Annotated in this window: 20 protein-coding genes; 6 read left to right on the top strand and 14 right to left on the bottom strand. The window is 55.1% G+C overall.

What is annotated here, in order from left to right; all coding sequences use genetic code 11:
- Positions 1-36 precede the first annotated feature (36 nt).
- Positions 37-1,587, top strand: a complete 1,551-nt coding sequence (locus tag L2D14_06480; GenBank protein WNK01065.1) for a tyrosine-type recombinase/integrase — start codon at positions 37-39, stop codon at positions 1,585-1,587.
- Between the two features lie 352 nt (positions 1,588-1,939).
- On the opposite strand, the gene L2D14_06485 is transcribed toward L2D14_06480, so the two are convergent.
- The 6 genes from L2D14_06485 to L2D14_06510 all read right to left on the bottom strand — a co-directional run bounded on the left by L2D14_06485 (position 1,940) and on the right by L2D14_06510 (position 9,862).
- A complete protein-coding gene (locus L2D14_06485) occupies positions 1,940-2,833 on the bottom strand; it encodes a ParB/RepB/Spo0J family partition protein (protein WNK01066.1) in 894 nt (297 codons plus the stop codon).
- Between the two features lie 59 nt (positions 2,834-2,892).
- Positions 2,893-6,066 (bottom strand): type I restriction endonuclease subunit R, encoded by a 3,174-nt coding sequence (locus L2D14_06490; GenBank protein ID WNK01067.1) that lies wholly within the window; start codon positions 6,064-6,066, stop codon positions 2,893-2,895.
- Positions 6,063-7,331 carry a restriction endonuclease subunit S gene (locus L2D14_06495; protein ID WNK01068.1) on the bottom strand — a complete coding sequence of 423 codons (1,269 nt, stop codon included), beginning with the start codon at positions 7,329-7,331 and terminating at the stop codon, positions 6,063-6,065. The genes L2D14_06490 and L2D14_06495 overlap by 4 nt, the downstream gene beginning before the upstream one ends.
- Complete coding sequence (locus tag L2D14_06500; protein ID WNK01069.1) at positions 7,324-8,886, bottom strand: class I SAM-dependent DNA methyltransferase; 1,563 nt, start codon at positions 8,884-8,886, stop codon at positions 7,324-7,326. The genes L2D14_06495 and L2D14_06500 overlap by 8 nt, the downstream gene beginning before the upstream one ends.
- A gap of 77 nt (positions 8,887-8,963) precedes the next feature.
- Complete coding sequence (locus tag L2D14_06505; protein ID WNK01070.1) at positions 8,964-9,551, bottom strand: recombinase family protein; 588 nt, start codon at positions 9,549-9,551, stop codon at positions 8,964-8,966.
- 29 nt (positions 9,552-9,580) lie between these two features.
- A complete protein-coding gene (locus tag L2D14_06510) occupies positions 9,581-9,862 on the bottom strand; it encodes a hypothetical protein (protein ID WNK01071.1) in 282 nt (93 codons plus the stop codon).
- A 417-nt stretch (positions 9,863-10,279) separates the two neighbouring features.
- Here L2D14_06510 and L2D14_06515 point away from each other — a divergent pair, with 417 nt between their 5' ends.
- Entirely contained in the window at positions 10,280-10,858 is a 579-nt protein-coding gene (locus L2D14_06515) for a hypothetical protein (GenBank protein ID WNK01072.1), read from the top strand.
- A 342-nt stretch (positions 10,859-11,200) separates the two neighbouring features.
- Here L2D14_06515 and L2D14_06520 read toward each other — a convergent pair whose 3' ends face one another.
- Positions 11,201-12,502, bottom strand: a complete 1,302-nt coding sequence (locus L2D14_06520) for a hypothetical protein (protein ID WNK01073.1) — start codon at positions 12,500-12,502, stop codon at positions 11,201-11,203.
- Positions 12,503-13,659: 1,157 nt separating this feature from the next.
- Here L2D14_06520 and L2D14_06525 point away from each other — a divergent pair.
- Positions 13,660-15,324, top strand: coding sequence for an ATP-binding protein (locus tag L2D14_06525; protein ID WNK01074.1), 1,665 nt, complete (start codon positions 13,660-13,662; stop codon positions 15,322-15,324).
- Between the two features lie 12 nt (positions 15,325-15,336).
- Here L2D14_06525 and L2D14_06530 read toward each other — a convergent pair whose 3' ends face one another.
- Entirely contained in the window at positions 15,337-16,329 is a 993-nt protein-coding gene (locus L2D14_06530; GenBank protein ID WNK01075.1) for a WYL domain-containing protein, read from the bottom strand.
- A 115-nt stretch (positions 16,330-16,444) separates the two neighbouring features.
- On the opposite strand from L2D14_06530, the gene L2D14_06535 reads away from it, so the two are divergent.
- On the top strand, positions 16,445-17,206 hold the full coding sequence (locus tag L2D14_06535; protein WNK01076.1) for a creatininase family protein: 762 nt from the start codon (positions 16,445-16,447) through the stop codon (positions 17,204-17,206).
- Here the strand turns inward: L2D14_06535 and L2D14_06540 are convergent.
- Positions 17,192-17,899 carry an alpha/beta hydrolase gene (locus L2D14_06540; protein ID WNK01077.1) on the bottom strand — a complete coding sequence of 236 codons (708 nt, stop codon included), beginning with the start codon at positions 17,897-17,899 and terminating at the stop codon, positions 17,192-17,194. The genes L2D14_06535 and L2D14_06540 overlap by 15 nt on opposite strands.
- A 60-nt stretch (positions 17,900-17,959) precedes the next feature.
- On the opposite strand from L2D14_06540, the gene L2D14_06545 reads away from it, so the two are divergent.
- On the top strand, positions 17,960-18,586 hold the full coding sequence (locus L2D14_06545) for a 2-hydroxychromene-2-carboxylate isomerase (GenBank protein WNK01078.1): 627 nt from the start codon (positions 17,960-17,962) through the stop codon (positions 18,584-18,586).
- Here the strand turns inward: L2D14_06545 and msrA are convergent.
- Both msrA and L2D14_06555 read right to left on the bottom strand, forming a co-directional pair.
- Positions 18,583-19,218 (bottom strand): peptide-methionine (S)-S-oxide reductase MsrA, encoded by a 636-nt coding sequence (gene msrA, locus L2D14_06550; GenBank protein ID WNK01079.1) that lies wholly within the window; start codon positions 19,216-19,218, stop codon positions 18,583-18,585. The two genes, L2D14_06545 and msrA, sit on opposite strands and share 4 nt — an antisense overlap.
- Positions 19,219-19,292: 74 nt before the next feature.
- A complete protein-coding gene (locus L2D14_06555; GenBank protein ID WNK01080.1) occupies positions 19,293-19,757 on the bottom strand; it encodes an Lrp/AsnC family transcriptional regulator in 465 nt (154 codons plus the stop codon).
- A gap of 166 nt (positions 19,758-19,923) precedes the next feature.
- On the opposite strand from L2D14_06555, the gene ald reads away from it, so the two are divergent.
- Positions 19,924-21,042 (top strand): alanine dehydrogenase, encoded by a 1,119-nt coding sequence (gene ald / locus L2D14_06560; protein WNK01081.1) that lies wholly within the window; start codon positions 19,924-19,926, stop codon positions 21,040-21,042.
- A gap of 70 nt (positions 21,043-21,112) precedes the next feature.
- Here the strand turns inward: ald and L2D14_06565 are convergent, their stop codons facing one another.
- The 3 genes from L2D14_06565 to L2D14_06575 all read right to left on the bottom strand — a co-directional run bounded on the left by L2D14_06565 (position 21,113) and on the right by L2D14_06575 (position 25,380).
- Positions 21,113-21,367 carry a MoaD/ThiS family protein gene (locus tag L2D14_06565; GenBank protein WNK01082.1) on the bottom strand — a complete coding sequence of 85 codons (255 nt, stop codon included), beginning with the start codon at positions 21,365-21,367 and terminating at the stop codon, positions 21,113-21,115.
- 1 nt (position 21,368) lies between these two features.
- On the bottom strand, positions 21,369-23,198 hold the full coding sequence (locus tag L2D14_06570) for an aldehyde ferredoxin oxidoreductase family protein (protein WNK01083.1): 1,830 nt from the start codon (positions 23,196-23,198) through the stop codon (positions 21,369-21,371).
- 136 nt (positions 23,199-23,334) lie between these two features.
- Entirely contained in the window at positions 23,335-25,380 is a 2,046-nt protein-coding gene (locus L2D14_06575; GenBank protein WNK01084.1) for a hypothetical protein, read from the bottom strand.
- Positions 25,381-25,525: the final 145 nt, after the last annotated feature.

The raw sequence follows: 25,525 nt of genomic DNA on the forward strand, positions 1-25,525 counted from the left end.
TTACGCCTCCCCTAGTGGTACAGACAGGGGGTACATATGGTGTTGGCAATGTCGCGTCCATGGAAACATACGAAGACGGGTGTCTATTACTTCCGGAAGGCTATTCCGAAAGAGCTTCGACCTCTGTTGGGAAATCGCTGGGAGGAGAAGATTTCTCTCGGAACGAAAGATCCCGTCGCAGCGCGTGAACTTCATGCGGAGAAAGCTGCAGAGGTTGCGATACAATGGAAGGCGCTTCGATCACAAGCGGTCTCACTAACACACAAGCAGATTGTCGCCCTCGCTGGGATTATCTACCGGGACCTTATTGAGTTGCTCGACGGTGAACCCGGTGAGGTTGGTATTTGGGAGGAAGTGCTCCGACTTCACGCAGAGGCTCGGGAGACGGACATGCTTGAGGAATGGTTTGGTCAGATTGTTGATGACGTTCTTCTCAGCCAAGGCTTGCGGGTCGATGCAGACACAAGGAAGCGCCTTCTCGAAGAGACCGATAAGGCAATAGTCCAAGCCTCAGAGGCGATCGAGCGGCAAGCTTCGGGGGATTACAGGCCAGATCCAGAGGCAGATAGATTTCCAAATTGGACGCCTACAGGCACAGATCTCAGTTCTAGAAGGTCAACACTGGGTGTATCTAGCCACATCACTTTAGCTTCCCTTGTTGATGGCTGGTGGGCTGAGGCGGAACGGGCTGGCCGGTCGGTATCCACATATGAGAGCTACAGGAATACCTTTAGAAAGTTCTCAGTGTTCCTTGGCTCTGATGATGCAGTAGGAGTAACGACAGAAGATGTAATTGCTTACAAAGACCATCGGCTTTCGGAAGTTAATCCGAAGACTGGCAATCGGATTTCTCCGAGGACGATCAAGGATAGCGATCTCGCGGCACTTAAGAGTGTCTTTAAGTGGGCAGTAGCCAATAAGAAATTGCAGATAAATCCTGCTTCAGGGGTCTCAGTGATTGTGGGGCAGAAGGTACAACTCCGTGACACCAATGGGTTTACGGATGCAGAGGCTAAGGCACTACTCTCGGCGTCATGGAACCTTGTGCAGGGGAGGGAGTCTGATCACATTTACGCTGCAAAGAAGTGGGTGCCGTGGTTGTGCGCGTACACGGGCGCTCGGGTTGGTGAGATGGTGCAGCTGCGACGAGAAGATGTGACCGAAGACGATGGTCATTGGGTTTTGCTTATCACTCCCGAGGCAGGGCGGGTTAAGAATAAGAAGCCAAGAAAGGTCGTCATGCACACTCATTTGATTGAGCTGGGGTTTCCAAAGTTTGTCCAGTGTGCTGCAGAGGGTCACCTGTTCTTCTCGAAGGCGGGTGGTGAAGACACGAGGGGACGTTGGCGAACCGCAAAGAACCGACTCCGCGAGTTCATTCGTACGGTTGTAACTGACCCTTCCGTACAGCCAAGCCACGGGTGGCGACACCGCTTTAAGACTGTCGCGCTTGAGGTTGGCATGGACCCCCGTATCCGCGATTACATACAAGGTCATGCACCACGCACCGAGGGAGAAGCGTATGGGGGGAATACCCCGAAAGCGCAGTTCAGAGAACTCTCCAAAATGCCCCAGTACGAGCTTTGAGTTAGCTACTAATCAAAAACAGATACACAGGGATGGATGAGCCTGAAGATCAATATCTTGTAATGGCGTTGAACATTGAGGGTTGGGCTTTGGCCAGTGGTGGTTGGTCTCCTAGAGGGGCGTCTAATTGAATGACTCTCAGGAGCCACCTAGGAGTCGTTGGAGCGGCTGTCTCTCCTGCTCGACCCCGATGTACCTAATGTTGAGTTGTCGCTCAGTGCGCCTTGTGTAGCCATACAGAGACGGTACCGGATAGCGTCTCTGTATTTCGGCGATCAAGGTTTAGTGCGTGGCAAACAGCTGCCTAATTTGCCTATGCATTATGCACTACTCAAGGAGTGCATAGGTCAGACTAGAAATCGGGATCGCCAGTGTCTTCTTTATCAAAGAGAAAGGGATCTTCATCTGACAAGTAATCTTGTAGTTCGAATGCTAGTTCACCGATCCGCCGACCAAAGTGGATCTCCAACGCCCGTGCTGCGATAGTAGTGTTATTAGCGAGTTTAGTTCCGAATTCCTTGGACAATCGATCAGCGTATTCGTTCGCTTGTGCTTCAATCCAATCATCGTCGATTCCAGTAAAATCGTCAGTCTGGCCTTTGTGCGCTATCCAAGCGGCCCACCAGTTCCTCGCCTGAAATGCGGCGTCACCCAACTGCCTTTTCACCCTACGCATGTTGGCGACTTGGCCATCTGAAACCCCAGAAGCTTCTCTGATGTTTTTCTTGGAATACGTCGCTCCAAGTAACACCAAACGCCATGCATACTCTTGACGTTCGGACGACGTCATTGGCAGCTTAGCCTTGCTGTTTGCCTTGCCTGACTCCAGGACAGCTTCTTCCAGTGTCCCTTTAAAGTAATTCACTGGCACAGCCGCTGTGACTTTAGATTCCACATATGCGGCAATGCGATGGTGTCCATCAATTAGGATATTTGTTCCACCGACATTGATTACGGTTATGGGGTCGAGTGCGCCATGGGCTTTGATGGAACGTCTGAGTTCCTGAATGTGTCGCTCATTAATCTCCCTAGGCTGAAACAAAACGGTCTTCAGAATGATTCGGCTAATTGGCAACTTGCTAGGCAGAACACTAGGACGTTCGCCACCATCATCCATCGCGTTAAGTTCTCTAAGAACCTCCGCCGGTTCAAAATAGAGTTCATCCTCTTTTACATATCCATTGGCCTGTGGGGCTTCAGTCGACTTAAGTGAAGGTGTGGACGAGGGGGATTGGTCGGAGGCCATTTGCTCTTTAATCTCACTGAAGTTTGACGATGGTGAATCGTTAGGAAGGAGTGAGTGGCCTACATTTGGGCAGCATTGTAAATGCTTTCTCCGCCACCGGCATAGCTACTGAAGACATGATTGAACGTGGCACTACACTTGGCATCATAGATGGCCTCATCATATACCTCGGGGAGTCCCTGGTCTAAGACCGCCTTAATAGCCTGTTCCACGGCTCCTCGTGCTTGAGATTTGTTCCTCCAATCGATGACTAGCTTCTCGGCTTTCAGCGTCTCCAGAAGGGCCTTGCAGACCTTCTTCACTTCGGTGCGTTCCTTGTCGGTCAACTCAGGTTCCGGCTTGGTGAGAATATCGAAGACCGCAAGTTCTTCCTCGGTGAGGCCTTCGCGCATGGCTCGTCGATCTTCTTCGCTCAGGTCTTGGGTCAGCTTGATTAATTCGGCGAAGAATGCCTCGACGTTGAGGCTGGCAGAGTTGTACTTGTCGATCAGCTTCTCGAACCGTTCCAGGAAGTCGGCACGGGAAGGGTTCAACTTCGCCATCTGGACTAGCTTCTGGTTCAACAGTGCCCGCAGCTTCTCGGCCTCCGTCCGCTTCCGTCCTTTGGCGAACTTCTCCTTTAGTTTGTCAAAGTCGATCTGGCTCAGGTCGAACAGCTTTTCCTCGTCCATGTCTTCGATGACGTACGGGATCGGAGCGACTGAACGATCCAGCAGGTCTTCCACCTGGTCCATGATGTGGGAGATGTTCACAGGCGGGGCCAACGACTTGATCTTCTGCGCCAGGACGGAGACCAGAACCGCATCCGTTATCAGTTCCTTTGCCAGTGGGTCGGGCAGGATCGCCCGGTATACGCGGGAGACAGCCGCCGCCATGCCCAGGTAGGTCCTCTTGTTCTCGTCCGTGTCGATTAACTTCTCGACCGCATCGTCCAACAAGGCGATTTTCTCAAAGCCTTGAGCTTCTTTGATAGCTGCCGGGTCGATGCCGCGCTCCACCAGGAAGGCGATAGCTTGGGCGGACAGAACCCTCAGGTACTCAATCAATTCTGACTTGTCCTTGATCGGCTGTTCGCCGCCTTCCCCCGTCGCCCCACCGTAGATGGCTAGGGCCTCCTGGAGTTTGCGAAACACGCCCACATAATCGACGATCAGCCCCGCTTCCTTGCCAGGGTACTTGCGGTTGGCCCGCGCGATGGTCTGCATCAGGGTGTGGTTCTTCATAGGCTTGTCGAGGTAGATGGTCGAACACGACGGTACGTCGAAGCCCGTGATCCACATAGCGCAGACGAAGACCAGCCGGAGTGGATCGTCCGGGTCTTTGAACTTCTCATCGATCTCGCCTGAGACCATACGCTTCCGGTGCGGCACGATGTCGAGACCCTTGGCCTTCATCTCAGCTTCTTCGTTCTGACCCTGGGAGACGACCACGGCCATGTCCATCTTCTCCATGCGCTTGATGGTGGCCTCAAGGGCTTCACGGCCTTCCTCAGCCACGGTGGGCCGTTGCCCTTTTAGCTTGGCGAGGTGGGCCTTCCAGTGGGCCTGGACTTTGTCGTACATGCGAACTGCTGTGGCCTTGTCGATGCAGACCATCATCCCCTTGCCCTGGTGCCCCCGTCCTGTGAAGTGCTGGACCAGGTCCTCGGCGATGGCCTCCAGACGTTCATCACGGGTGATCAGGTGGTACTCACGAGCAAAGACCCGCTGGACCTTGCGCTCCTGATCGTCATCTAGCGCAGCGTCTTCCAGCAGTTGTTCCAGATCGTCGGAGAGGTTCTCGTTGGTTAGCTGGAGTTCCGGGATGCGGTTCTCGTAGTAGAGCGGCACCGTGGCCCCGTCCGCGATGGACTGGCCGAAATCGTAGACTGAGACGTAGTCGCCAAACACCTCCTTAGTCTTCTCTTCTCCGGCGATCAACGGAGTCCCAGTGAAGCCCAAAAAGGCCGCATTGGGCAGGGCCGAGCGCATGTTGAGGGCCAACGTGTCGTACTGGGAGCGGTGGGCTTCGTCGGTGATCACGATGATATCCCGGCGGTTGGACAGCTGGGGGTAGGTCTCGCCTTGCTTGGTGTTGAACTTGTGGATCAGGGTGAAGACGTAGCGGTGGTCCTCGGTCAGCAGATTCTTCAAGTGTGCCCCGCTGGTGGCATGGGCTTCTGCTTCGGTGACAGCCCCAGTAGCTGCGAAGGTCTTGTAGATTTGGTCGTCCAGCTCCTCGCGGTCGGTAACGACAACGAAGGTCCAGTTGCCGGGGACGGTGCGGAGGATCTTCTGGGTGAAGAACACCATGGAGAGCGACTTGCCTGACCCCTGAGTATGCCAGAATACGCCCAACCGCCCAGCCTCGTCCTCGGGGCGTTGATTGACTTTGTCCAACTCCAGGATCGCCTTGTTGACGCCCAGATACTGGTGGTTCTTGGCCATCTTCTTGATCAGGCCGCCCTTGGCTTCCTCAAACACGGTGAAGTTCTCGACGATGTCCAGCAAACGTTCCGGCGTCGTTGCACCCCGGATCAGGGTCTCCAGCGAGACCACGCCTTTCTCGCCTTCGTCGTTGATACGCTTCCACTCGAAGAAATGTTCCCATTGAGAGGAAGTGCTCCCCATCACGGTCTTGGAGCCGTTGGACAGAACCAAGAAGCCGTTGAAGGTAAATAATTGCGGAATGGCCGAGCGGTAGTCGGTCAGATTGCCGTCATACGCCGCTTTGAGCGTGTTATGGCTGGCCTTCAGTTCGATGAACAATAGGGGGATGCCGTTGACAAAGCCGATCAGGTCACAGCGGCGGTTGTAGATGTCGCCCCGCACCCAAAACTGAGAGGCGATGAAGAAGTCATTGTTCCCGGCTACCCGCCAATCGATCAGGCGCACCCGCTCGGTCGTCATCCCGCCGCGCTCATCCGGCACATCCACGTTGATGCCGTCCTTGAGCAGTTTGTAGACCTCCTGATTAGCGTTGACGGGGATCATGGTAGACCGGTCCCGTGTCAGGACCTCAATGGCTTGGTCGAAGGCCGCATTATCCAAGGTTGGATTGAGACGAGCCAAGGCAGCCCGAAGGCGCGGCACCAAGACCACATCATAATCACTGCCCCGACCTTCGCTGGAGATGCTGCCCGTCCATTCGCCGTAGAGGTTCCCCGTCTCCCACCCCAGATCACCGAACAGGCCCAGAGCGGCTTGCTCCAGGGCGTCTTCAGAATAGTCATGGGCAGGAGACGGAGGGGTCATGCGACGACATCCTCAAGGGCAACCTCAGACTCGCTGACGTCGATCTCACCGGCAACCAGCTTGGGCAGCAGGAGGTCGCGTTGGGTGCGAAGGTTGGTGTTCTTCGAAAGCAGAACCTGTATCTGCCTTTTCATTGGGTCAACCAACTCTCCGAACCTGGATTGTATGGGTTGGCTGGGGTGAAGGACCAACGTCTCAGACACTCGGGTCTTTGATAGTTCCGTTTGCCCTGTTGCACCTACACCCTGATCTTCGAAATGGGGCTGTAGATGTAACAACTGCTGGCCGTAGAAGACCTTGTCCATTGTGTCGTTGGCACGGGCAATTGTGACATGGCTGTCCACTGTCACCTTGTCGAATTGCTCCTGCACCTGTGCTACACGTCCCAGAGTGCCCACACCTGTGGAGTTGATCAGAAGGTCACCAAATTGAACGTACTTATCTTCAGGTACGTTCTTACTCTGTCGGCGGGATAGGTCCATGTTCAGCCTGTGATCGCGGATGCACTTCTGGTTGATAACCCGACACTCAGCGTCATCGTCGTATTTGGGCGAAATGCCACGGCTGATGAAAGCCGAAACCTCACCAAGTTGACAATACTTCCACCCTCCCGGCACACGGCCATGTTCGGTTTCGGTGAAGGTGGCGTCCTCATGGCCGGGGAAGCGGAAGTGGACGAACCACTCTTCGTAAAGCCGTCGGGCCATTTCCTCCAAGATTGTTATCCGCCGCATGTTGTTCTCGATCAGGTCGTCGTATACGGAGAGGATGGAGGCGATGCGGTGCTGGGTTGATTGTGGTGGCACGTTGATCTCAAAGGTCCTCATGTCCCTGAGCAGCAAGTTCTTCTGGGCAGTGCCTCCTGCGAAGGCTATGAGACGCTCAACCTCTGCCAGTAGGTAGTAGTACAGCCAAGTGTTAAAGACCTTCGTATGGTCAGGCTTCACAATTGCCACACTCTTTTGGAACGTGGTTTGGTGAGTTCTATCCGCCTTCGGCGCGATAGCCATTCGACCAATTGTGCCGCTGTTCGTCACGAGTATGTCGCCAGGTTCCAATTGGGTGCGACGATGGGTATCAAGGAAATCAACCTCTGTAATTTGCCGCGCCCCTACGTAGTTCAACTTCCCATCGCGGACGTCTTTGCAACTCAAGAAATAGTAACCAGAGGCTTCTTGATTCTCGCAATCACCATGTTTGCCGTCAGTGATAAGATGACAGACGTCCTGTAATTTCATTCGAGTGCTGGCGCGGTGATCAGCCATCGAGAGCCGCCTCCAACACAGAGACTACGTTTTCTGCGATCTGGGCTTCCAATTCCCTTGCTTCCGCGTTGAGAATTTCCAGTTCCTCGTTCAGTTCTTCCAAGCGTTCAGTGAAGTCCACGTCCTCGGCTTCTCGCGCCGCTGCACCAACGTAGCGCCCTGAGTTGAGGGACCAGCCCTGGGCTTCGATCTCCGCCCGTGTGGCGATCTTGCAGAGGCCGGGAACATCCACGTAGCCATCATTCAGCCCCTTCTCCGCCAGTAGGTTGTCACTACCCTGCTCCAGTTCGACCTCTTGCCCTCGGTAAAGGCGTACGATGTTGGCCAGGAACTCGATCTGATCGGGTGTGAAATCGCGATGCGCCCGGTCGATCTGGCGGAAGATGTGCCGGGCATCGACGAACAGGACCTTGTCTTCGTTGTCCTTGCCGACCTTGCCCTTGTCGAAGAACCACAGGGTGCAGGGCAGGGTCACGGTGTAGAAGAAGTTGGGGCCGACGGAGACGATCACGTCCACCGCGCCAGTTTCGATGATCTTCTGACGGATATCCGCCTCACTGCCCCGTGCATCACCGGCTGAGTTGGCCATGACGAACCCGGCCCGGCCCGTTGCGTTCAGGGCTGCATGGAACAGGCTAATCCACAGGTAGTTGGCATTGTCTGTTCGGGGTAGCCCATAGGGGAATCGTAGGTCTCCCTCTAGACGCTCTTTATCTACGCCAGAGACGTTGAACGGCGGGTTGGCCATGATGAAGTCGAACCGGCCACCCAGCTTGTCCACCGCTTCATGAGGGTCTTCGTAGAAGGTGTTGGCCTTGATCACGTTGCCCGACAACCCGTGGATAGCGAGGTTCATCTTGTTCAGGTTGACGGTGATCTGGTCTTTCTCGGTCCCGAAGATGGAGATTTCCTCCATCGCTGTCTTGTGGTGGCGTTCCACGAAACCAGCCGAGTGGACGAACATACCACCGGAGCCACAGGCCGGATCGTAGATGCGCCCGTGATACGGCTCGATGATCTCTACGATCAGTTTCACGATGGCTTCCGGGGTGTAGAAGACGCCGCCTTTCTGGCCCTCGGCCATGGCAAAGTTGCCAAGGAAGTATTCGTAGACCTTACCAAATGCGTCCCCGGTCAGGTCCACGGGGGCCAGCAGTTTCAGAAGTTCGACCAGAACGTGGTTCTCGATCTGGGTGTAGGTGCGGGGCAGAGCGCCCTTGAGGTCGGTGTTCTCGTCCTCCACAGCCTTCATGGCATCGTTAATGGCCTTGCCGATGTTGTCGCCTTCGGTGAGGGAGAGGAGATGAGAGAAGCGAGCTTCGGCTGGCAGGAAGATCACCCCCTCGGCTTCGTAGTCAGCCTTGCTGATCTTGCGACGACCACCGGAACCGACCTGCCCCAGCTTAGCCTCGGCTTCAGCATACTTCTTCTCAGCATAGCGAAGAAAGATCAGGCCCAGGACAGGGCCGGAGAACTCACTAGGCTTTAAGCCTGTGTTCGCCCATAGCTGATCCGCTGCCGCCCAAAGGCGTTTCTCGTCGTCACCGTTGACCAAGTTGCTCTCCCCTATGTTTTCTTAATTGGGATGATACCCGCCATAGGCGAGCCATGCCACAGTTCCGGCACTAGCCCCTATGCCGCTGCGCTTTTAACGATGCCGTGCACGGTACCCAATGATACGCCAGCCTGCTTCGCAATACTGCGAAGACTACGTCCTGCTTCTCTGGCAGTTAGAATTTGGTTTCGGAGGTCATCCGAGAGGGCAGGGCGTCCGAGCTTTATGCCGTTGGCCCTAGCACGATCCAGTCCGGCTTTGACGCGATCTTGGATCATGGAACGTTCAAACTCGGCGAATACACCCATCATTTGAAACATCGCCTTCCCTGCGGGTGTTGTTGTGTCGATGCCTTGTTGATGAAGGTAGAGATCGACATTGGTCGCGTGAAGTTCGCTCAGGAAACCGACGAGGTCTTGAAGTGACCGGCCAAGGCGGTCAACCGACCAGGCCATCGCTACATCGAACTTCCGTCGCGTGGCATCGTGATAGAGTCGGTTGAAGGCAGGGCGATGATCACGGCCCTTTGAGCCGGATATGCCCTGGTCCTCGTATATCTCTACGATATCCCATCCGGCACCTTTGGCAGCTTCTTCAAGAACGAGGCGCTGGTTCTCGGTGTTTTGATCATTGGTGGAAACGCGAATGTAAATGGCGGCTTTCATCAAATTGGCTCCTCGGGCTACATGCATTTTTAAAGTGGATTGATCTTGCCCCTACCAGGTTCGCCTCCACCTTTCTTAATTTCAGCCAATGCTTTCATGACTCTATCCAGATCATCAGTGCCTGATGGATAGGATGGCGATCTGCGCCCTGATACAGCGCCTCCATAAACCATCTGTACCTTGATTACATGGACTGGCTCTTTGCCGCCCCAATACTCAAGCCCAAAGGATACAAGGTATTCGGTGTCTTCCGGGTGTGGCTTGCTTGCTTTGACGTATATGCATCGAACCGGGTGATAGACTTTTGGCATCTACTCCTCCTGTATGTGATATGCCTATAAAAGAACCTAACGGAGTCCTATAGGAACCTATAGGAACTTACAAGTTATTATTGTCGTGCATTAAGGCTCATAGGCTCAATTGGATGGAGAACCGGACAGCCAATACCAACGTTGCGTGGGCGGATCTTGGCCGGGGGCACATAACGCCCAATTCTATATGTTCATTTAACAGATGGTTTATGAACGCCACATCAAGGTGTCCTTAGGGCACAGAAATCCTAGGTTTACAGACACGGATTTTGGAGGGGTTTTTTGAACGCCAAGTTGAACAAAATCACCTAAACGGCATCAGTCACTTATGCATAGATTTATTTATTACGCCTAGTCCTTGACCAGGCTGGGTAGTCAAAAGACATTGATCCGACGTTTTTAACCGTGGGGTCATATATGACACAGAGTAATAAGTTTTTATTAGATGCTTTATTAGCTGCTGGTGAGGATAAAAAGCATCCATTTCTCAGTAGGTTATTCCAAGAAGCGGAAGATGATTTTGGGGTGTGTAGTGGTGCAGTTAAGGAATTGATGGATGAAAAAAATTGGTCCGTTAAACGGCGTCCGAAGATCATTGTTGTGGCACGAGAGAATCAATCAGGTAACCTGACAGTGAGGTGGTACCCACTTAAATCAGTAAATCAGCCAACTAGATATAAATCTCAGATTTCGATTGAAAAATTATCGGAGCTTGAATTCGAAGAGTCATATCTAGGGCAGTGTGAAGGTACAGAGATGACGGGGGGCATGCCGTATCGTCCGCTGAATGAAATAATGTGGTTTCGTCAATTTAGAGATTTATGCCGATCTCGCAATGAAGTGAAGTCTGAAATCACAGCCTCACTTTTGCATGCTGTTGAAGCCCGATATTTAGAATTGTTGGATAGCATCGGTAAAAAACTGGTGATCAAACAGGCTTCAGAATTTGTGCCTATCTATAAAAACGGGTGGGTCTCTGATTTGGAACTGCATTAGAATGTAGGTTTAATGACACTCCAGCGCCTCATAAGAAGAATGAACCCCAAAGCTTAATAATTGCAGCTTGTGCCGTTGATGCGCCGGGGGCACGGGGGGATCGTGCCTTGGAATATTTATTGATACCCCAACAGAAATTCCTATCAAAACTTAATCGGTTTTATCCGGGTACCCTTCCAAGTGTGTGCCCAAAAGAACTTCGAAAGTAGCTTCTTAGAAAGTTGCAAATGCTACGTCTTTGTATGGCCTAAACCCTGCTATCGATAAGGATGGAGGAGGATATAGCTGAGTCATCTCGATAGTTAAATCAGACGCAAGTCTTCAAAATTATATAGCGTAACTTTATTCGTCCGATTCTTGGCGTTGTTGCATATAGCGGTCAATCCATCGTGACAGCCGTCCGGTATTATTCTCTGCTGCAATTGAGCGGCCATCGGGCAAGATCACGCATAAGCATTCGACAGTAGTGAGTTCTAATTCTTTTCCTTTCCGTGCAACCAAGCGTGTTTCGATTAAGGTGTTGATAAATTCGTCAGCAGTTAGCCCAGAACCTGAGACGAAGGATAAGAAGTCCTTCTTGCTCGTGTCGACCGTTTCGCCTTGGCATAGAAGGTTGATAACAACGAACTGCTCTTTCGTAAGCTCGTTGGGTTCCCAGTTGGTTGCCACAGGCGCATTTTCCAACGCTTTCTTGCTGATGGTCTCGGAAGTACATATCCAACCGTATTGCTCCGGATTTTCTGGGTGCTCAGCCAGCCTCGTCCAAAGAAGCGGCGAAAACCCCTCCATTTGAAGGTCTTCGCCAAACAGTTCAGGCATTGGCTGGATATATGATAAGCGTGTCCAGATCAGCTCTAACATAAGGAGCAGGGGGTTGGAGCTAGAACTCGCCAGTAGGAGCATATTGTCGCCGTTCATTGGGGATCGGTAGGGATGGCCGGTGAATTTTACGAGGCTGGCGCCCCCCGCCACAATTAGTTGTGGAAAGGCGTGCGGACCATATCCTGTTTTCAGAAGCTTATCCTCGAGGAATTTCAGGAACCCCTTGCGCAACCCGTATTCACTGCTGAAACCACCGTATCCAAATGCAATGCGCACCGGTGAAAATTGGTCACCTACAACGGTATGAAAGATATGTTCGATCTCAGGCGGTAATTCACTTAGCCTTTCATAGGAAGGCGCGATAATGCCCGTAATTTCGCTAAAGGCGCGGCGTGAAGGTAGCATGTTGACGGAATTACCGCCTTTGACCTTCTGTATCCAGCGTGAATGGGTTTCTAGGACCTCGCGAAGCTGATGATACGCTTCATCGAGACTTTTGGAGAACAGGTTCTTCTTGACCTCGATAACGGCGATAACGTCCTTAATGTGCCATTTGAATTTATCAGTGTATGGCACAGGCGTTCCTTTGCCACGGACGAGCATGCAATCGATCTGATTGCTGAGTTCACCTTCGTCGTCTTCGGCAAAACCTGATACGACTTGGAGTCCTAAGCCCGGTGGGATCGTACGCTCAAGAATGTCGGTTGTTAAACCTTCATACATTTCACCGATGGTTGGAGCATGACGGATACCCGCTTGTTCAAGCGTTATGGCTTCCTTTTCTGCAAAGGAGCGCAATAGGTTCGCGACGTCATGAATCATTCTTTCACCTCACAATTATGATGTGATAACCCGGTTGCGAGTAAATAATACGTTTTTGCCATCGTATTTATGCTTCTGTCGAAAATAATGCATCTCCTAGTTAGATGCCGATAACTCGCCTACTCGAGGCTTAGTCGGATCATGATTTGTAAAATGTCAGTGTTCGTTTAGAGGTGAATGAAACCGTCATTATGGCGAGGTGGTATTGTTCATATACGGAAATGACAGTGTTATAAGGGCTGTCACGTCCAATCTTTTGTTTCCCTATGTCAGTTAAGGTAGAGGCTTGGTCGTATGCAAACGCAACGTTGGACAGATGGTTAAGTGGGATGATGCGTTGGTTGAGAATATGCCAATTATACTCGGCCAAAGGTCAAGACATGGCTACAACTGGCGACCTACGTATTTCGAGATATTGTCCGGTCATGATTATGAGTGGTCATTGCTTCGCGTGCTGGCGAACCGTCACTACGTCAATAGATTAGAGTTTATGATGTTGTCGCTGGCACAACGCGGTGGTACAGAGGGGGTGATTGGGGATGTTGTTAAGCTATTGAAAATATAGAAGTATAGCTCTTCGGCGACACAGTCCGCCCCTGGGCACCATTTATTTTCAATGACTCATCCATAGTATCCAATCCTGTAGTGCGGTGCTCTTCGGTTCCAACGCGGTTCAATGAAGCCGAGCTGGCCCGCTCGCTGGCGCTCGCATTCAACGCTTCGGTTTGTTCAGGTTGACGGCGAACGTCTGCTGCTGACGCTCGGATCGATCAACAGGATGTGTTCCGGAAACAGACGCCCAGGCGCGCGAAGTGTACTAGTGCCTGACGCCGGGGGAACATTTCGCAATTCTCCACATGAAATGAACTTGTTGAGTTATGCACATTTCTGAATGCAGATCTAATTCTGTTCGAGAAAATCAGACAATATGTCGTCGATTACTTTGTTCTGAATTATTCCGAGGCCGCTATATTTCAGTATAAGGCGGCACGGTGTGCATAAGATCGCAGAATAAGGTTTTTTTAAGCCGATGAGTTCTTTTATTAGAGAATGCTTATTTTGGAAGGGTATAACAAACACGCTTCATTAATTTTATTTGATCGTCTATTCTTGTATCTGTGCTTATGGGGGGAGGCGCACAAGCGCCCCTACGATACATGGAAAACGTGCAACAGATCGACTTCGGCTCAAGTGAGCCAGGAAGCAAGGCTGAAGCGCGACTTGCGGCATTAACCATGCTGGCGGGCGCCACCGGTACGCATACCGAGTTTCTGCAGACGGCTTTACGTGCGTTATCCATTGGTCTGAACAGCGTGATCGCCGGGGTTGGCGAACTCAGTAAAGACGGCACGAAGATCAACCTGATTTGTGTGATCAAAGATGGTGAGTTTATGGAGCCGTTTACTTGCGAAAGGGACGGGACAGCGTGTGGCGAAGTTTACAATCCAGAGAACAGTGAGGCGCATGTTTTTTGCGGTAATAACCTTGGTGGTGTCTTCCCCGTAAAAGGTATCGAACACGATCTGGGTTTGCAGAGCTATCGCGCCGAAGGCTTTCACGATCTGCAGGGAAACACGATCGGCCACGTCTTTGTCTGTGACCACAGACCGATTAAAGAAGACGATACGGACACAGCCTTCTTTCGCCTTGTCAGTCAGCGTATAGGCGCCGAGGTAACCCGTTGGCGCGCTGACCATGCACATCAGGAGCAACGCTTCCTGCTGCAGACGATTGTCGACAACCTGCCAATTCCGATCACCCTTTGTGACATAAATGGACGCTATATTCTGGCGAATTTGAAATTCGAGGAATGGTATGGCACGCCGATAAGCGATGTTATTGGCAAAACGGCGCGTGAGGCCCTGCCGATTCCTGACCGGGATTTGGTAATTCGCGAGGAGATGGAACGCCTCGTGCTTTCGACAGGCGAAGTTCGTCGCCGTGAAGAAGCCAAAACGCTTGCTGACGGCTCGGACCATTACGTGATTGTCACCAAGTTTCCGGTATATGACCGTGCCGGGAAAATAATTGCTTTCGGCTCGACATCGACGGACATCACGGACCGTCGCGAGAACGAAACCGAACTGCAAAACGCCAAAGAACGTGCCGAGATGGCGTCCCGGGCAAAAAGCGAATTTCTGGCGAACATGAGCCACGAATTACGAACGCCTTTGAATTCCATAATTGGACTGTCCGAAGTTATGCTGGAAAACATTTTTGGCGCGCTGAACGACAAGCACAGGGAATATGTTACCGATATCAATGTTTCCGGTGAGCATCTTCTGGATGTCATCACCGATATTCTGGATATATCCAAGATCGAGGCAGGGGAAACGGATCTCGAGGAAACGGCCCTCAGTATTCCAGACATCGTCCGCTCGGCCTTGCGGCTCGCCTATACCCGGACAAAAGACAAGCGAGATTGGACTGCTATCGAAATCCCCGACGGTCTGCCCAAGCTGCTAGCCGACAAGCGGTTATTGAAACAGATTTTGGTCAATCTGTTGACCAATGCGATCAAGTTCACACCTGATGACGGCGACGTCGGCATCAGCGCCAAGCTGGATCAGGACGGCGGCATCGTAATTCGTGTCATCGATAGCGGGATCGGCATTTCCGAGAGCGATATCCCCCGCGCACTTGAGCCTTTTGGCCAAGTGCGAAACCGCTCGGAACTGACCCATGGCGGCACCGGCCTTGGTTTGCCGCTTTCCAGGAAGTTCACGGAACTGCATGGCGGTTCGCTCAGCATTCAAAGCGCGCCGCAAAAAGGGACCACGGTCATCGTGGCTTTTCCGCCGGAACGCACCATCCGCGACTAATCAATTTAGCCTTTACGGTAGTGCTGGCCATGTGGGCCGGTGGTTTCCGACCAGTTGTTTTAGGCTTTCGGGGGCCAGGACCTCGACCTTGTCTCCCCACATATACAGATGCCAAGCCATCTCAAGATCGGATGCCGCCCAAAAACGTACGATCAGCGCGCCGTCTTCCTGAGGTTCAAGGACCTGGGTCGGGTGAAATTCGAACTCTGCGGCTGTCGTTGCCGCCTCGGGTGAGAATTTCCAGATCACTTCGTATGGATCTTGCTGATAAACGCCGAATGACCGGGCTGCGAACTCGGAAAGGCGGAAGGCCGGATCGCGGACAAAATAGTCTTCCAGTATCCGGACTCCTTCGATATTGCTGAGGCTGAACAGTGCCATGTCATTGGCCTTCGGGTGTTCGTGAAAAGCCACGAGATAATTACGGTGGCCGAACAGGAAACCATAGGGGTGTACAAGGCGCGTATTCAGTTTGCCGTTCCTGCGGTTGCGATACTCGATCTCGGTCTTGAGGCACGCTTTCACCGCATCGCGAAGTTCCACCATGACCTGACCGGGGACCCGCGGCCGGGGGCCCGGGCGCATGGCAAAGCCTTCGGCTTCCAGAAGCGCGTCTATATCCGGCTCGGTGCGTCTGGCGACATCCGGGGGAATAAGCGCCCTCAGCTTGCCGCGCAGGTTTTCCAGCCGTTCCGCGCGGTCCGGCTGACCATTGGCACGGAGCAGGGTAATCGTGCTTTCGATATCGGCCAGCTCGTCGGCGGAAAACGAGACCAAACGGTCGAGCACACCCGGCGGGATGCGCCAGCGCTTGGTCTTTTCGCCGGTGTCGACCTCGATCGCTTGCGGGAAGTTGCGTAAAATCGCATCGCGCATGCGCATGGCCGTGCGGCGGCCGACGTCGAAGCGCTCCTGAATATCCGGCAACGACAGGCCCTGCCGCGCCGCCTGCATTTCAAGGGCGAGCTGTAACAGGTTGTCGGCTTTTTCGTATCTGAGGCTCATGGTTCAGTCTTATTCTATATATATGACATATTTGGTCACCCATTATTGCATGACTTCATGGGCAGATGAATTATGGTGCTCTCAACCCGCCGTTACGTGACAAGGAGATAACCGCATGCGCTTGCAACTGATGACCTGGCCCGAGGTCGAAACCTACCTGAAGCGTTCTACGGCCGTGATCATGCCGATCGGTTCCGCCGAGCAGCATGGCCCGACCGGTTTCATCGGTACCGACGCCCTTTGCCCGGAGATCGTCGCTGAAAAGCTGGCCGAGGAAGTGGACGGGGTGATCGCGCCGACCATCAGCGTCGGCATGGCACAGCATCATCTGGGTTTTCCGGGGTCCATCACGCTCCGCCCGACGACCCTGATCGCCGTCATCGGCGACATGGTGACCTCGCTGGCCCGGCACGGTTTCGACCGGTTCTATTTCGTCAACGGTCACGGCGGCAACATCGCCACCGTCAAGGCGGCGTTCGACGAGTTATACGCGGAAAGCAGCATGGGGACCGCACGGCACAACCGAAGCGGTCTGCGCTGCGTGCTCAGGAACTGGTTCGAATGCCCGTCGGTGCATGAAATCGAAGCCGAGGCGTTCGGCGATGCCAACGGCTCGCATGCCACGGCAGGCGAAGTATCGCTGACCTATTTCGGGTATCCCGAAGATGGCGCGCGCATTTCCAGCGCATCGAAACTGTCGCCTGAAATCGCTCCGCGGGGAAGCTTCTATGACTGCGAAGATTATCGCCGTCGGTTCCCGGATGGGCGGATCGGCTCGGACCCGACGCTGGCGACAGCGGCCATCGGGGAGCGTCTGCGCGCTGCGGCGGTCAAGGATCTGGCCGCCGATTACCGGAATTTCCTAGAGGCCGAGTAACGCCTCGCAAAGGTCATCCGCCGCCGTTACGAACGGCGAGTGTCCGCTGTCCAGTTCAACGATGGGATCGCAGCCGGCACGCTCGGCCATCCAGCGTTGGTGCGCAGGCGAAATTGCACGGTCCCCGCTGCAAACGATGGCGGCCTTGCGGACGCGGCCGAAGTTGGCGTCACTCAACGCAATCGGGGTGCGAAATGTATGGGCAGCCTGAAGCTGTATCCGGTCCTCGACCCAGCCGAGCTGTTCGTCCGTCGCGTCGTTGTAAAATGCGTCTTGCAAAACCCCGGCGCCGAGACTGATTGCGGTTACGCCGCCGACATCGATTTTGCCGGCTTTTACATGCGATTCGGGATCGGTTTTGACCATGTCGCCGACACTTTCGCCGTCTGCCGGAATATAGGCGGCGAGGAATATCACTTTTTCCAGTTTATCGGGCCGAAGCTCGGCGGCCCCGGCAACGACGGCGCCGCTCATGGAATGTCCGAGCAGTACCGGCGGGGCCTCTGATTTGTCGATGAGGTCGACGATCGCATTGATATAATTGGACATATCCTGCTGCCCGATCCAACCGTCGGCAAAAGCATGCCCCGGCAGATCCGGGGCGATAGCGTCATGGCCGCGGGCGCGTAACCGTTCGATCAGGGGCTGCCAGCACCAGCCGGCGTGATAGGCACCGTGAACCAGAATAAACATGCTTGAAGCTTAGTGGATCGTCCTAAGAATGTCTCATGCAACAAAAAGAGAGGAAGCATCATGCACGTGCACTGGTATTTTGACGTTATTTCGCCATTCAGTTATCTGCAGTTCCTGCGTCTGGACGAGGTGTCGAAGCGTTGCGATCTCTCGCTCAAGCCGGTGCTGTTCGCCGGGCTTTTGAATGCCAACGGCCAAAAAGGACCGGCGGAAATTCCGTCAAAGCGATTGTTCACCTATCGTATGGTAACGTGGCAGGCCAAAAAACGCGGTGTGCCGTTTACCATGCCGGACGCACATCCGTTCAATCCGATCCGGGCGCTCAGATTATGCATTGCTCTGGGGTCGACACCTGAAGCCGTCGGCAGCATCTTCCATGCGATCTGGGGCGAGGGGCATTTGCCCGACAGCGATGCGGGTTGGCAGGCCATTCAGGACAGGGCGGGCGTTGCGGACGGCGATGCGCGGATTGCCGATCCTCAAGTGAAGCAGGAATTGATAGCCAACGGCGAACAGGCGTTGGCGGAGGGTGTCTTCGGCGTGCCGTCGTTCGCGGCGGATGGTGAAGTGTTCTGGGGCGACGATGCGCTCGGTTTCTTTTCCGAATGGCTCGATGACAAGGACCTGCTGGAATCCGCGGAAATGCGGAAACTCGATAATCTGCCGTCGAGCGCCAACAGGATCTAGCCGCAGCGCACCCCGGTGCCGCCGAGCCCGCAATAGCCGCGCGGGTTCTTGTGCAGATATTGCTGGTGATAATCCTCGGCGTAGTAGAATTCCGGCGCGTCCAGGATTTCCGTCGTGATTGCCGGATATTTGTAATTCCGCAATGCCTTCTGGTAGGCCTTTTTGGTTTCCTCGGCGTTGGCGCGCTGGTCGTCGGACGTCACGTACACGCCGGACCGGTATTGCGTGCCGACGTCATTGCCCTGGCGCATGCCTTGTGTCGGGTCATGGGATTCCCAGAAGGTTTGCATCAGCTTGCGAAACGGCACTTTCTTCGGATCGAAGACGACCAGGACAACTTCATTGTGGCCGGTGCGCCCGGTGCAGACTTCTTCATACGTCGGGTTCGGGGTCAGTCCACCGGCGTAGCCGACGGCGGTCACGTAAACGTCCGGCAACTGCCAGAAAATTCTTTCCGCGCCCCAAAAGCAACCCAGCCCGAACAATACCGTTTCATGGCCTTCCGGAAACGGCGGCTTTAACGGGTTCCCGTTGACGGCATGGTGTGTTGCCGTCTGGATGGCTTCGGCGCGACCGGGCAGGGCTTCGGTGCGTTTCGGAATTTCGGTCGGCTTCTGGAATAGTCCGAACATGGCAAACACTCCTTCACTATCTGCCAAGCATATGGTGTTTGATGGCCGAAAAGCCAGCCGGCTTTATTCACGAGTTAGTGTGCATCCAGATGTACGCCGTTACGCCGCACGACCTGCCTGAGGGCGAAGCTGGATTGGATACGCGCCACACCGGGCAAGCGCGACAGGTAGAGCTTGTGGATACGTTCGTAATCCGCCGCATCGCGGGCCTGCAGGCGCAAGACGTAGTCGGCATCCCCGGCCATCAAATAACACTCCATCACGTCGGGGCAGTCGGCAACGGCGCGCTCGAAAGCGCTTAGATAATCCTCGCTCTGGCGCTCCAGGGTTATCGAGACGATGACGTGGGTCGCCCAGCCAAGTGTCGCGGCATCGATCACGGCAGCATACCCGGCAATGATGCCGCGCTCTTCAAGGAGCTGCACACGGCGCAGGCAGGCGGACGGTGAAAGCCCAACCTTGTCGGCAAGCTGCACATTGCTGATTCGGCCATCCGCTTGCAAAGACGAAATGATGGAATGATCGATAGAATCAAGCATAATTCGAATATTATTCTGTTAAATAGCTATTTAAAACAGTTTATTCTAAAAATGATGGTTAAAGTCCGTATTTTTGCAAGGACTCACGCCATCTTTCAGGGATAAACTCCGTGCCATCGTGTAATCCCCTTGCGCTGAGCAAGGGTAAAAAGTGGAGGATACGGGATTGCTCATCGGGGTTCCCAAAGAGATCAAGAATAACGAATTCCGGGTTGGCCTGACGCCGACCAGCGTGCGCGAGGTCGTGAAACACGGCCACCAGGTCATTGTCGAGAAGAACTGCGGCATCGGCATCGGGCGCAGCGATGAAGATTATCGGGCCCAGGGTGCCGACGTCATCGACAGCGCCGAGGAAATCTTCCAGCGCGCCGACATGATCGTAAAGGTCAAGGAACCGCAGCCGGTGGAACGCAAGATGCTCCGCGAAGGGCAAATCCTGTTCACCTATCTGCATCTGGCCCCGGACCCCGAGCAAACGAAGGATCTGGTTGCAAGCGGTGCGATCTGTATCGCCTACGAAACAGTCACCGATGCCCGGGGGCGTTTACCGCTTCTGGCGCCGATGTCGCAGGTCGCCGGACGCATGTCGGTGCAGGCCGGGGCACACTGCCTCGAGCGGGCACAGGGCGGCGAGGGGATTCTGATCGGCGGCGTGCCGGGTGTGGCCGCTGCCAAGGTCGTCGTTATCGGCGGGGGCGTGGTCGGCGAGAATGCGATCCAGATGGCCATCGGCATGGGCGCCGATGTGACCGTGCTCGACCGGAATCTGGACGTCCTGAATCATCTGGCCGAGCGCTTCGGACCGGTTCTGAATACCATCTATTCGACGACGGCCGCGCTTGAGCAGCATGTGCTTGATGCCGATCTGGTTATCGGCGGCGTGCTCGTCAAAGGCGCCGCCGCACCGAAACTGGTGACACGCCAGATGGTCAAGGAAATGAAGCCCGGAACCGTGCTCGTCGATGTCGCCATCGATCAGGGCGGTTGCTTTGAAACATCGAAGGCAACCACGCACGCAGAGCCGACATTCGTCGTCGATGATGTCGTTCATTATTGCGTCGCCAACATGCCGGGCGCGGTGCCGCGCACTTCGACTCATGCGCTGAACAACGCAACGCTGCCCTACACGCTGATGCTGGCGGACAGGGGCTACAAGGATGCGCTGTTGTCGAGCGAGCATTTCCTCAACGGCCTGAACGTGATCGACGGCAAGATCACCGAGGACGCCGTGGCCAGGGACCTGGGATACACATACGTGCCGCCGCGTGAAGCCCTCGGCAGCTGAAGCCTGTCAGACGTAAAAGAATCTTCCCTAAGTAAACTCGGGCGGGGTGTTCGCATCCCGCCCTTTTTCTTTACCCGCCTTCGATCGGCGGGAAGACGACAATCTGATCGCCGTCGTTCAGCGTCTTTGCCGTGCGGTTTTCGGGGGCCACCGGATCGCCGTTGACCAGTGTCATGAAGCCGAGTTCCGGTTTCATGCCGATCATGGACATGGCTTCGGCCAGGGTGCCGCCATCCTTCAGGGGGATTTCGCCAAGGCCGTCACGGCCGAGCCCCTTGTACTCGGTGGCATCGATGGAAACGAGCTGGAAGCCGACCTGGATCACGTCAGCTCAGCCCAAGACGGCTCAAGGTTTGCGTTGTCGGCTCACCGTCCGGTGTCCAGCCACGCAGTTCATAATACTCCGGCAGCATCTTCGAAAGCTCGGTGACCCTGCCCTTGCCGGCGCCTGAAGGAGCGGGTTCGTCCAACATGCGTTTCGGCAACGTGTCGTCGTCTTTGGTGAACCCGGCGCGCATGTTGAACATCCGTTCCATGTTCCAGATGCGCTCGCCGGTATCGAAGAACCGGTCCACCGACCAGTCGCCGGGCAGTGCGCCGGCAAGCTGTGCAACCAAATCATCGACTTCCCAGGCGTTGCCGGCAAACAGGCAGACGCCGGTGGAATCCCACGCCGCGTTGCGGTCCTGTGATTTCTTGACGATCTCTGCCTTGCCGTCGGGCCTGACGTGCGCGAAATCATCGACGAAAGGACTGGCGCGAAGATGGCAGGCACCCCGGTTGGACGTTGCGTATGCCAGCCCCATGCCCTGCATGGCACGTGTGTCGTATCCGGGAAATTCCTGGCCTTTGACGGTCATGGAAAATTCCGGATGACCGTACTTGTCGCAAAGCCGCTTTGCGCCCAGGCCGATGTCCTTGCCAAAACCCGTCGCTGTTCCGGTCACTTCAGCCGCCCAGCAGAGCGCTTCCGCGGATCCGAACTCGAGCGCTATGCCGCCGGTGTCTTCCTTGGTGATCGCGCCGACATCATACAGTTCCATCGCTGCTGCAACGGAAGCGCCGAACGAAATCGGGTCCATGCCGTGTTCGTTACACAGCGCGCTGGCGTATGTCGCTGCATCGATATCGTCGACCCCGCACATCGGACCGACCGCATAAATGCTCTCATATTCCAGTCCGCCCAGCGAATGCTTGTAGCGGGGCTTGTCCTTCACCGAGAAATGCTCGGGGTCAATGGTGGCGATGCGGCCGCAGCCGATGGAACAGGCAAAACAGGCCTTGTTGCCCTGAACGTTCTTGTGTCCGTCGGAGCGTCTGGGCGTGTGCGCGGCCTTGACGTTGATCTTGTCGGTGCCGGCAAACTGAACAGCGCGGCAATTCATGGTCGGCACCGAACCATAGGCGTTCGTGACGTCGAGCATGGAGTGCGTGCCGATGGTCGAAAGACGGGTCCGCGCGGCATGCGGGTCGAGCTTGTGGCGTGCGGCGGCGTTGGCTTCCTTGAATTTCTCGGGATTGGCAACGGTGGTGCCGACAGTGCCGTATGCGGCGATGGCCTTGAGATTCTTCGACCCCATGACGGCGCCGACACCGGAGCGCCCGGCGGCGCGGTCGCGGTCGTTCATGACGCACGCAAAGCGGCACAGGTTCTCACCGGCAATGCCGATGGAAGCGATCTTGATGTTCGGGTTCTGGTGCTTGGCGGTGATCTTGTCTTCGGTATCCCACACGGTTTCACCCCAGATGAAATCCGTGGCCGGCAGGATGCGGACATCGTCATTTTCGATATACAGATACACAGGGTCCGGAGATTTGCCTTCGAGGATCAGCATGTCCCACCCGGCGAGTTTGAGGTAGGCGCCGAACTGGCCACCGGAGTTGGAGCACGCAATAGCCCCCGTTAGCGCACCCTTGGTAATGACCGAATAGCGGCCGCCGGTCGACACCCCCGTCGCGGTCAACGGCCCGGTGGCGAAAATCAGTTTGTTTCCGGGCGCCAGGGGATCGACGGCCGGGTCGATTTCTTCAGAAAGGTACTTGGTGCCGAGACCGCGCTGGCCCATGTACTTCTCTGCCCACTCCATGTTGAGCGGTTCCGGCGTAACCGTGCCTGAACTGAGATCGACCCTGAGAATTTTGCCTTGCCACCCCATGCGGCGTACTCCTGATTTCATCTGATTGTTATGGAACGGTGAACATCCGTTGTTGCCTGAACGCTACGACAAATAGCGGGTGATGAAAAGCAGGGGAGGGCGATGAAACTGATGTGAAGCGAAGGAAGGAACTGGATTATTGCTGCTTTGGCGGCTGATTGACCTCGACCGGCGCGTTTGCCAGCCGGCGGCGCTGCATCAGCATCAGATCCATCGTCGAGATATGCTTGAAAATCGGCCGCGACCCGTTGCGATAAAGCCGTACCATGCCGCGATCCATATCGGCGAACGAGCGGCGCAGATCGTCGAAATTGCGTACTTCGAGGACGATGGCATCGGTGTGATCGGCGCTGAACGCTTTCCAGCGGAAGGTCGTATTGGGTAGTCTCGGCGCTTCCAGCATGTGCATCCAGCCGATCTCGCGTTCCTGCGGCGGGCCAAAGCGGTGCTGCATGAATTTAACGACATCGGCAAAATCGCCGGCTTTGAAGACGGCATAAACACGACTGACGGTGCCGTTTTCATAGCGCACAACGCCTTCGCCCGGCAGCACGAATGCGGTATCTGTAGCAAAGCTGGCGGCGATCTCCGATGGCCAGTTCAGGTTCTTGAGGCAGAAAACGCTGCCCTGAAGCGATCTTTCAACGCAGCTATCGGCGTTATGAGCGGCGGCGTCATAAGGGGCGCCGATAATGCTGTCCCGGCCCATGAAGAGATCGATATTCTTGAGCGGGCCATCGCCGATCTTTGTTAGCTCCTGCTCCTTCAAATTTGCATCAGGCGATATATACCCAAGGTCGAGCTTTTCCTCGGGCACGATGCGGTCGGATACCTTGCTGGCGAGGGTTTCTTCCGCTTCGGCCGGATTGTCGATGCCGAACAGGTTCTCCAGGACGCGGTCGAGAAGCGATTCGTCAAGCGGATCCGGAGTCACCGATTTATGCGCGTGCCCAAGTGCGGCGTGATTGCGCATCAAGGGGCGATAGGGGGCGCGGGTGCGAAGGACGGGGATTTTCTGCTCAGGTTCAGTTACAGCCGTTTCAAGGGGGGCGGGTTCGGAAACAACCGGCGCGGCAGCGAGAAGCGGTGAGCCATTGATTGTGAACAGGTTGTCATCCGGATTGAACGGATCGCTTTCCGGGCGCGGCACCCATGGCGCGATTTCAAGGGGAGCAGTTTCCATCGGTTTCTGCGCGACAGCCATCTCGACGTCAGCACCCCTGCTTTCATCATCCTGCGGCAGGGCCGTGGGGCGGGAAGGCTGAGTGTCGGCAACTGCCGCCGCCGGTTCAGGGGCGGGAACGGATGCCATATCCGTGCTCACGCTGATGTCCTTGCTGGTATCCTTGGGTGACAAAAGGCTGGCGATATCGCGAAGCAGCCAGGATATCGGATCCATGGACGGCGTGTTCTCCACGCGTGTTGCATTTTCAACGGGTATCACCTGAGAGTGCGCGCTTGCGGAGGCTTCCGGTTTCGTTTCAGCAACAGGGGGCGCGTCCGCACCGGGGGCGGCGGCGGACGCGGTTTCAACGGTATCGTTGATCTTGGCCGTTTGCGGCGCCGGGACGGCGGTCTTTGGAGCCAGCAGTTTCGCCAGATCGCTGAACAGCCAGGCAATCGGGTTTTTGGGTTTATCGGTGCTGTCAACAGGGGTGGCCACGGTGGCGGCGGGCGCCTCAACAGGGGCCGGATTCTGGCTCACCGTGCCATCGCCGGCGGAGGACGACACTTTTATCGGTGCGGGGACGCCGCCGGGATTGGCAACTTTCTGTTCGATCTCGAGATCCGGTTGAAAGATGCGGGCAAGATCACTGAGAAACCAGGCCAGGGGATTGCGGGATTTGTCGGCGACCACGGCGTTTTGCGCAGCCTGATCATGCGCGGTTTCGCTGGCGGCTGGTGCGCTTTCGGTCTGCGGCGCATCGGCAACGGGGACCATGGCGGATGCTTTCCGGCGGTCGTTTTTTTCCTCGTTCTCGGCTTCGGATTGTGTGGTTTTCTGCTTCAGCGATGACGTTGCTTTCTGCAGCAGTTTGCCAAGATCATTGAGCAGCCATTCGATCGGATTCCGGTCTTGCCGGTCATCTCCGTCGATGTTTGCACGTGAGGTTTCAGCCCATGACAGGACGAGCACGAATGCCAGAACCATAGCGGTGCTTTGCCGCATTTTATCCGTCAACCCCGACCCCTGTTGCTGCAGGCTGCATCCCTCGCGCGAATGTCGCACGACATGTCAAAACCGGCAACCGGCTTAGCTTAAAAACTGAACGATGCATCGCCGCCCCATTCCATTACGCCATCGATGCGGTGGCGCTCATACCCAG

The organism is Thalassospiraceae bacterium LMO-JJ14, assembly GCA_021555105.2.
GTDB lineage: Bacteria > Pseudomonadota > Alphaproteobacteria > Rhodospirillales > Casp-alpha2 > UBA4479.

What these genes read in the sequence shown, in the direction of transcription:
- L2D14_06515 (WNK01072.1), top strand. Translation starts at nt 10,280, where the DNA reads ATGACACAGAGTAATAAGTTTTTATTAGATGCTTTATTAGCTGCTGGT.
- L2D14_06545 (WNK01078.1), top strand. Translation starts at nt 17,960, where the DNA reads ATGCACGTGCACTGGTATTTTGACGTTATTTCGCCATTCAGTTATCTG.
- L2D14_06510 (WNK01071.1), bottom strand. Translation starts at nt 9,862, where the DNA reads ATGCCAAAAGTCTATCACCCGGTTCGATGCATATACGTCAAAGCAAGC.
- L2D14_06530 (WNK01075.1), bottom strand. Translation starts at nt 16,329, where the DNA reads ATGAGCCTCAGATACGAAAAAGCCGACAACCTGTTACAGCTCGCCCTT.
- L2D14_06495 (WNK01068.1), bottom strand. Translation starts at nt 7,331, where the DNA reads ATGGCTGATCACCGCGCCAGCACTCGAATGAAATTACAGGACGTCTGT.
- L2D14_06570 (WNK01083.1), bottom strand. Translation starts at nt 23,198, where the DNA reads ATGGGGTGGCAAGGCAAAATTCTCAGGGTCGATCTCAGTTCAGGCACG.
- L2D14_06520 (WNK01073.1), bottom strand. Translation starts at nt 12,502, where the DNA reads ATGATTCATGACGTCGCGAACCTATTGCGCTCCTTTGCAGAAAAGGAA.
- L2D14_06490 (WNK01067.1), bottom strand. Translation starts at nt 6,066, where the DNA reads ATGACCCCTCCGTCTCCTGCCCATGACTATTCTGAAGACGCCCTGGAG.
- L2D14_06535 (WNK01076.1), top strand. Translation starts at nt 16,445, where the DNA reads ATGCGCTTGCAACTGATGACCTGGCCCGAGGTCGAAACCTACCTGAAG.
- msrA (WNK01079.1), bottom strand. Translation starts at nt 19,218, where the DNA reads ATGTTCGGACTATTCCAGAAGCCGACCGAAATTCCGAAACGCACCGAA.
- L2D14_06485 (WNK01066.1), bottom strand. Translation starts at nt 2,833, where the DNA reads ATGGCCTCCGACCAATCCCCCTCGTCCACACCTTCACTTAAGTCGACT.
- L2D14_06480 (WNK01065.1), top strand. Translation starts at nt 37, where the DNA reads ATGGTGTTGGCAATGTCGCGTCCATGGAAACATACGAAGACGGGTGTC.
- L2D14_06505 (WNK01070.1), bottom strand. Translation starts at nt 9,551, where the DNA reads ATGAAAGCCGCCATTTACATTCGCGTTTCCACCAATGATCAAAACACC.
- L2D14_06540 (WNK01077.1), bottom strand. Translation starts at nt 17,899, where the DNA reads ATGTTTATTCTGGTTCACGGTGCCTATCACGCCGGCTGGTGCTGGCAG.
- L2D14_06555 (WNK01080.1), bottom strand. Translation starts at nt 19,757, where the DNA reads ATGCTTGATTCTATCGATCATTCCATCATTTCGTCTTTGCAAGCGGAT.
- L2D14_06525 (WNK01074.1), top strand. Translation starts at nt 13,660, where the DNA reads ATGGAAAACGTGCAACAGATCGACTTCGGCTCAAGTGAGCCAGGAAGC.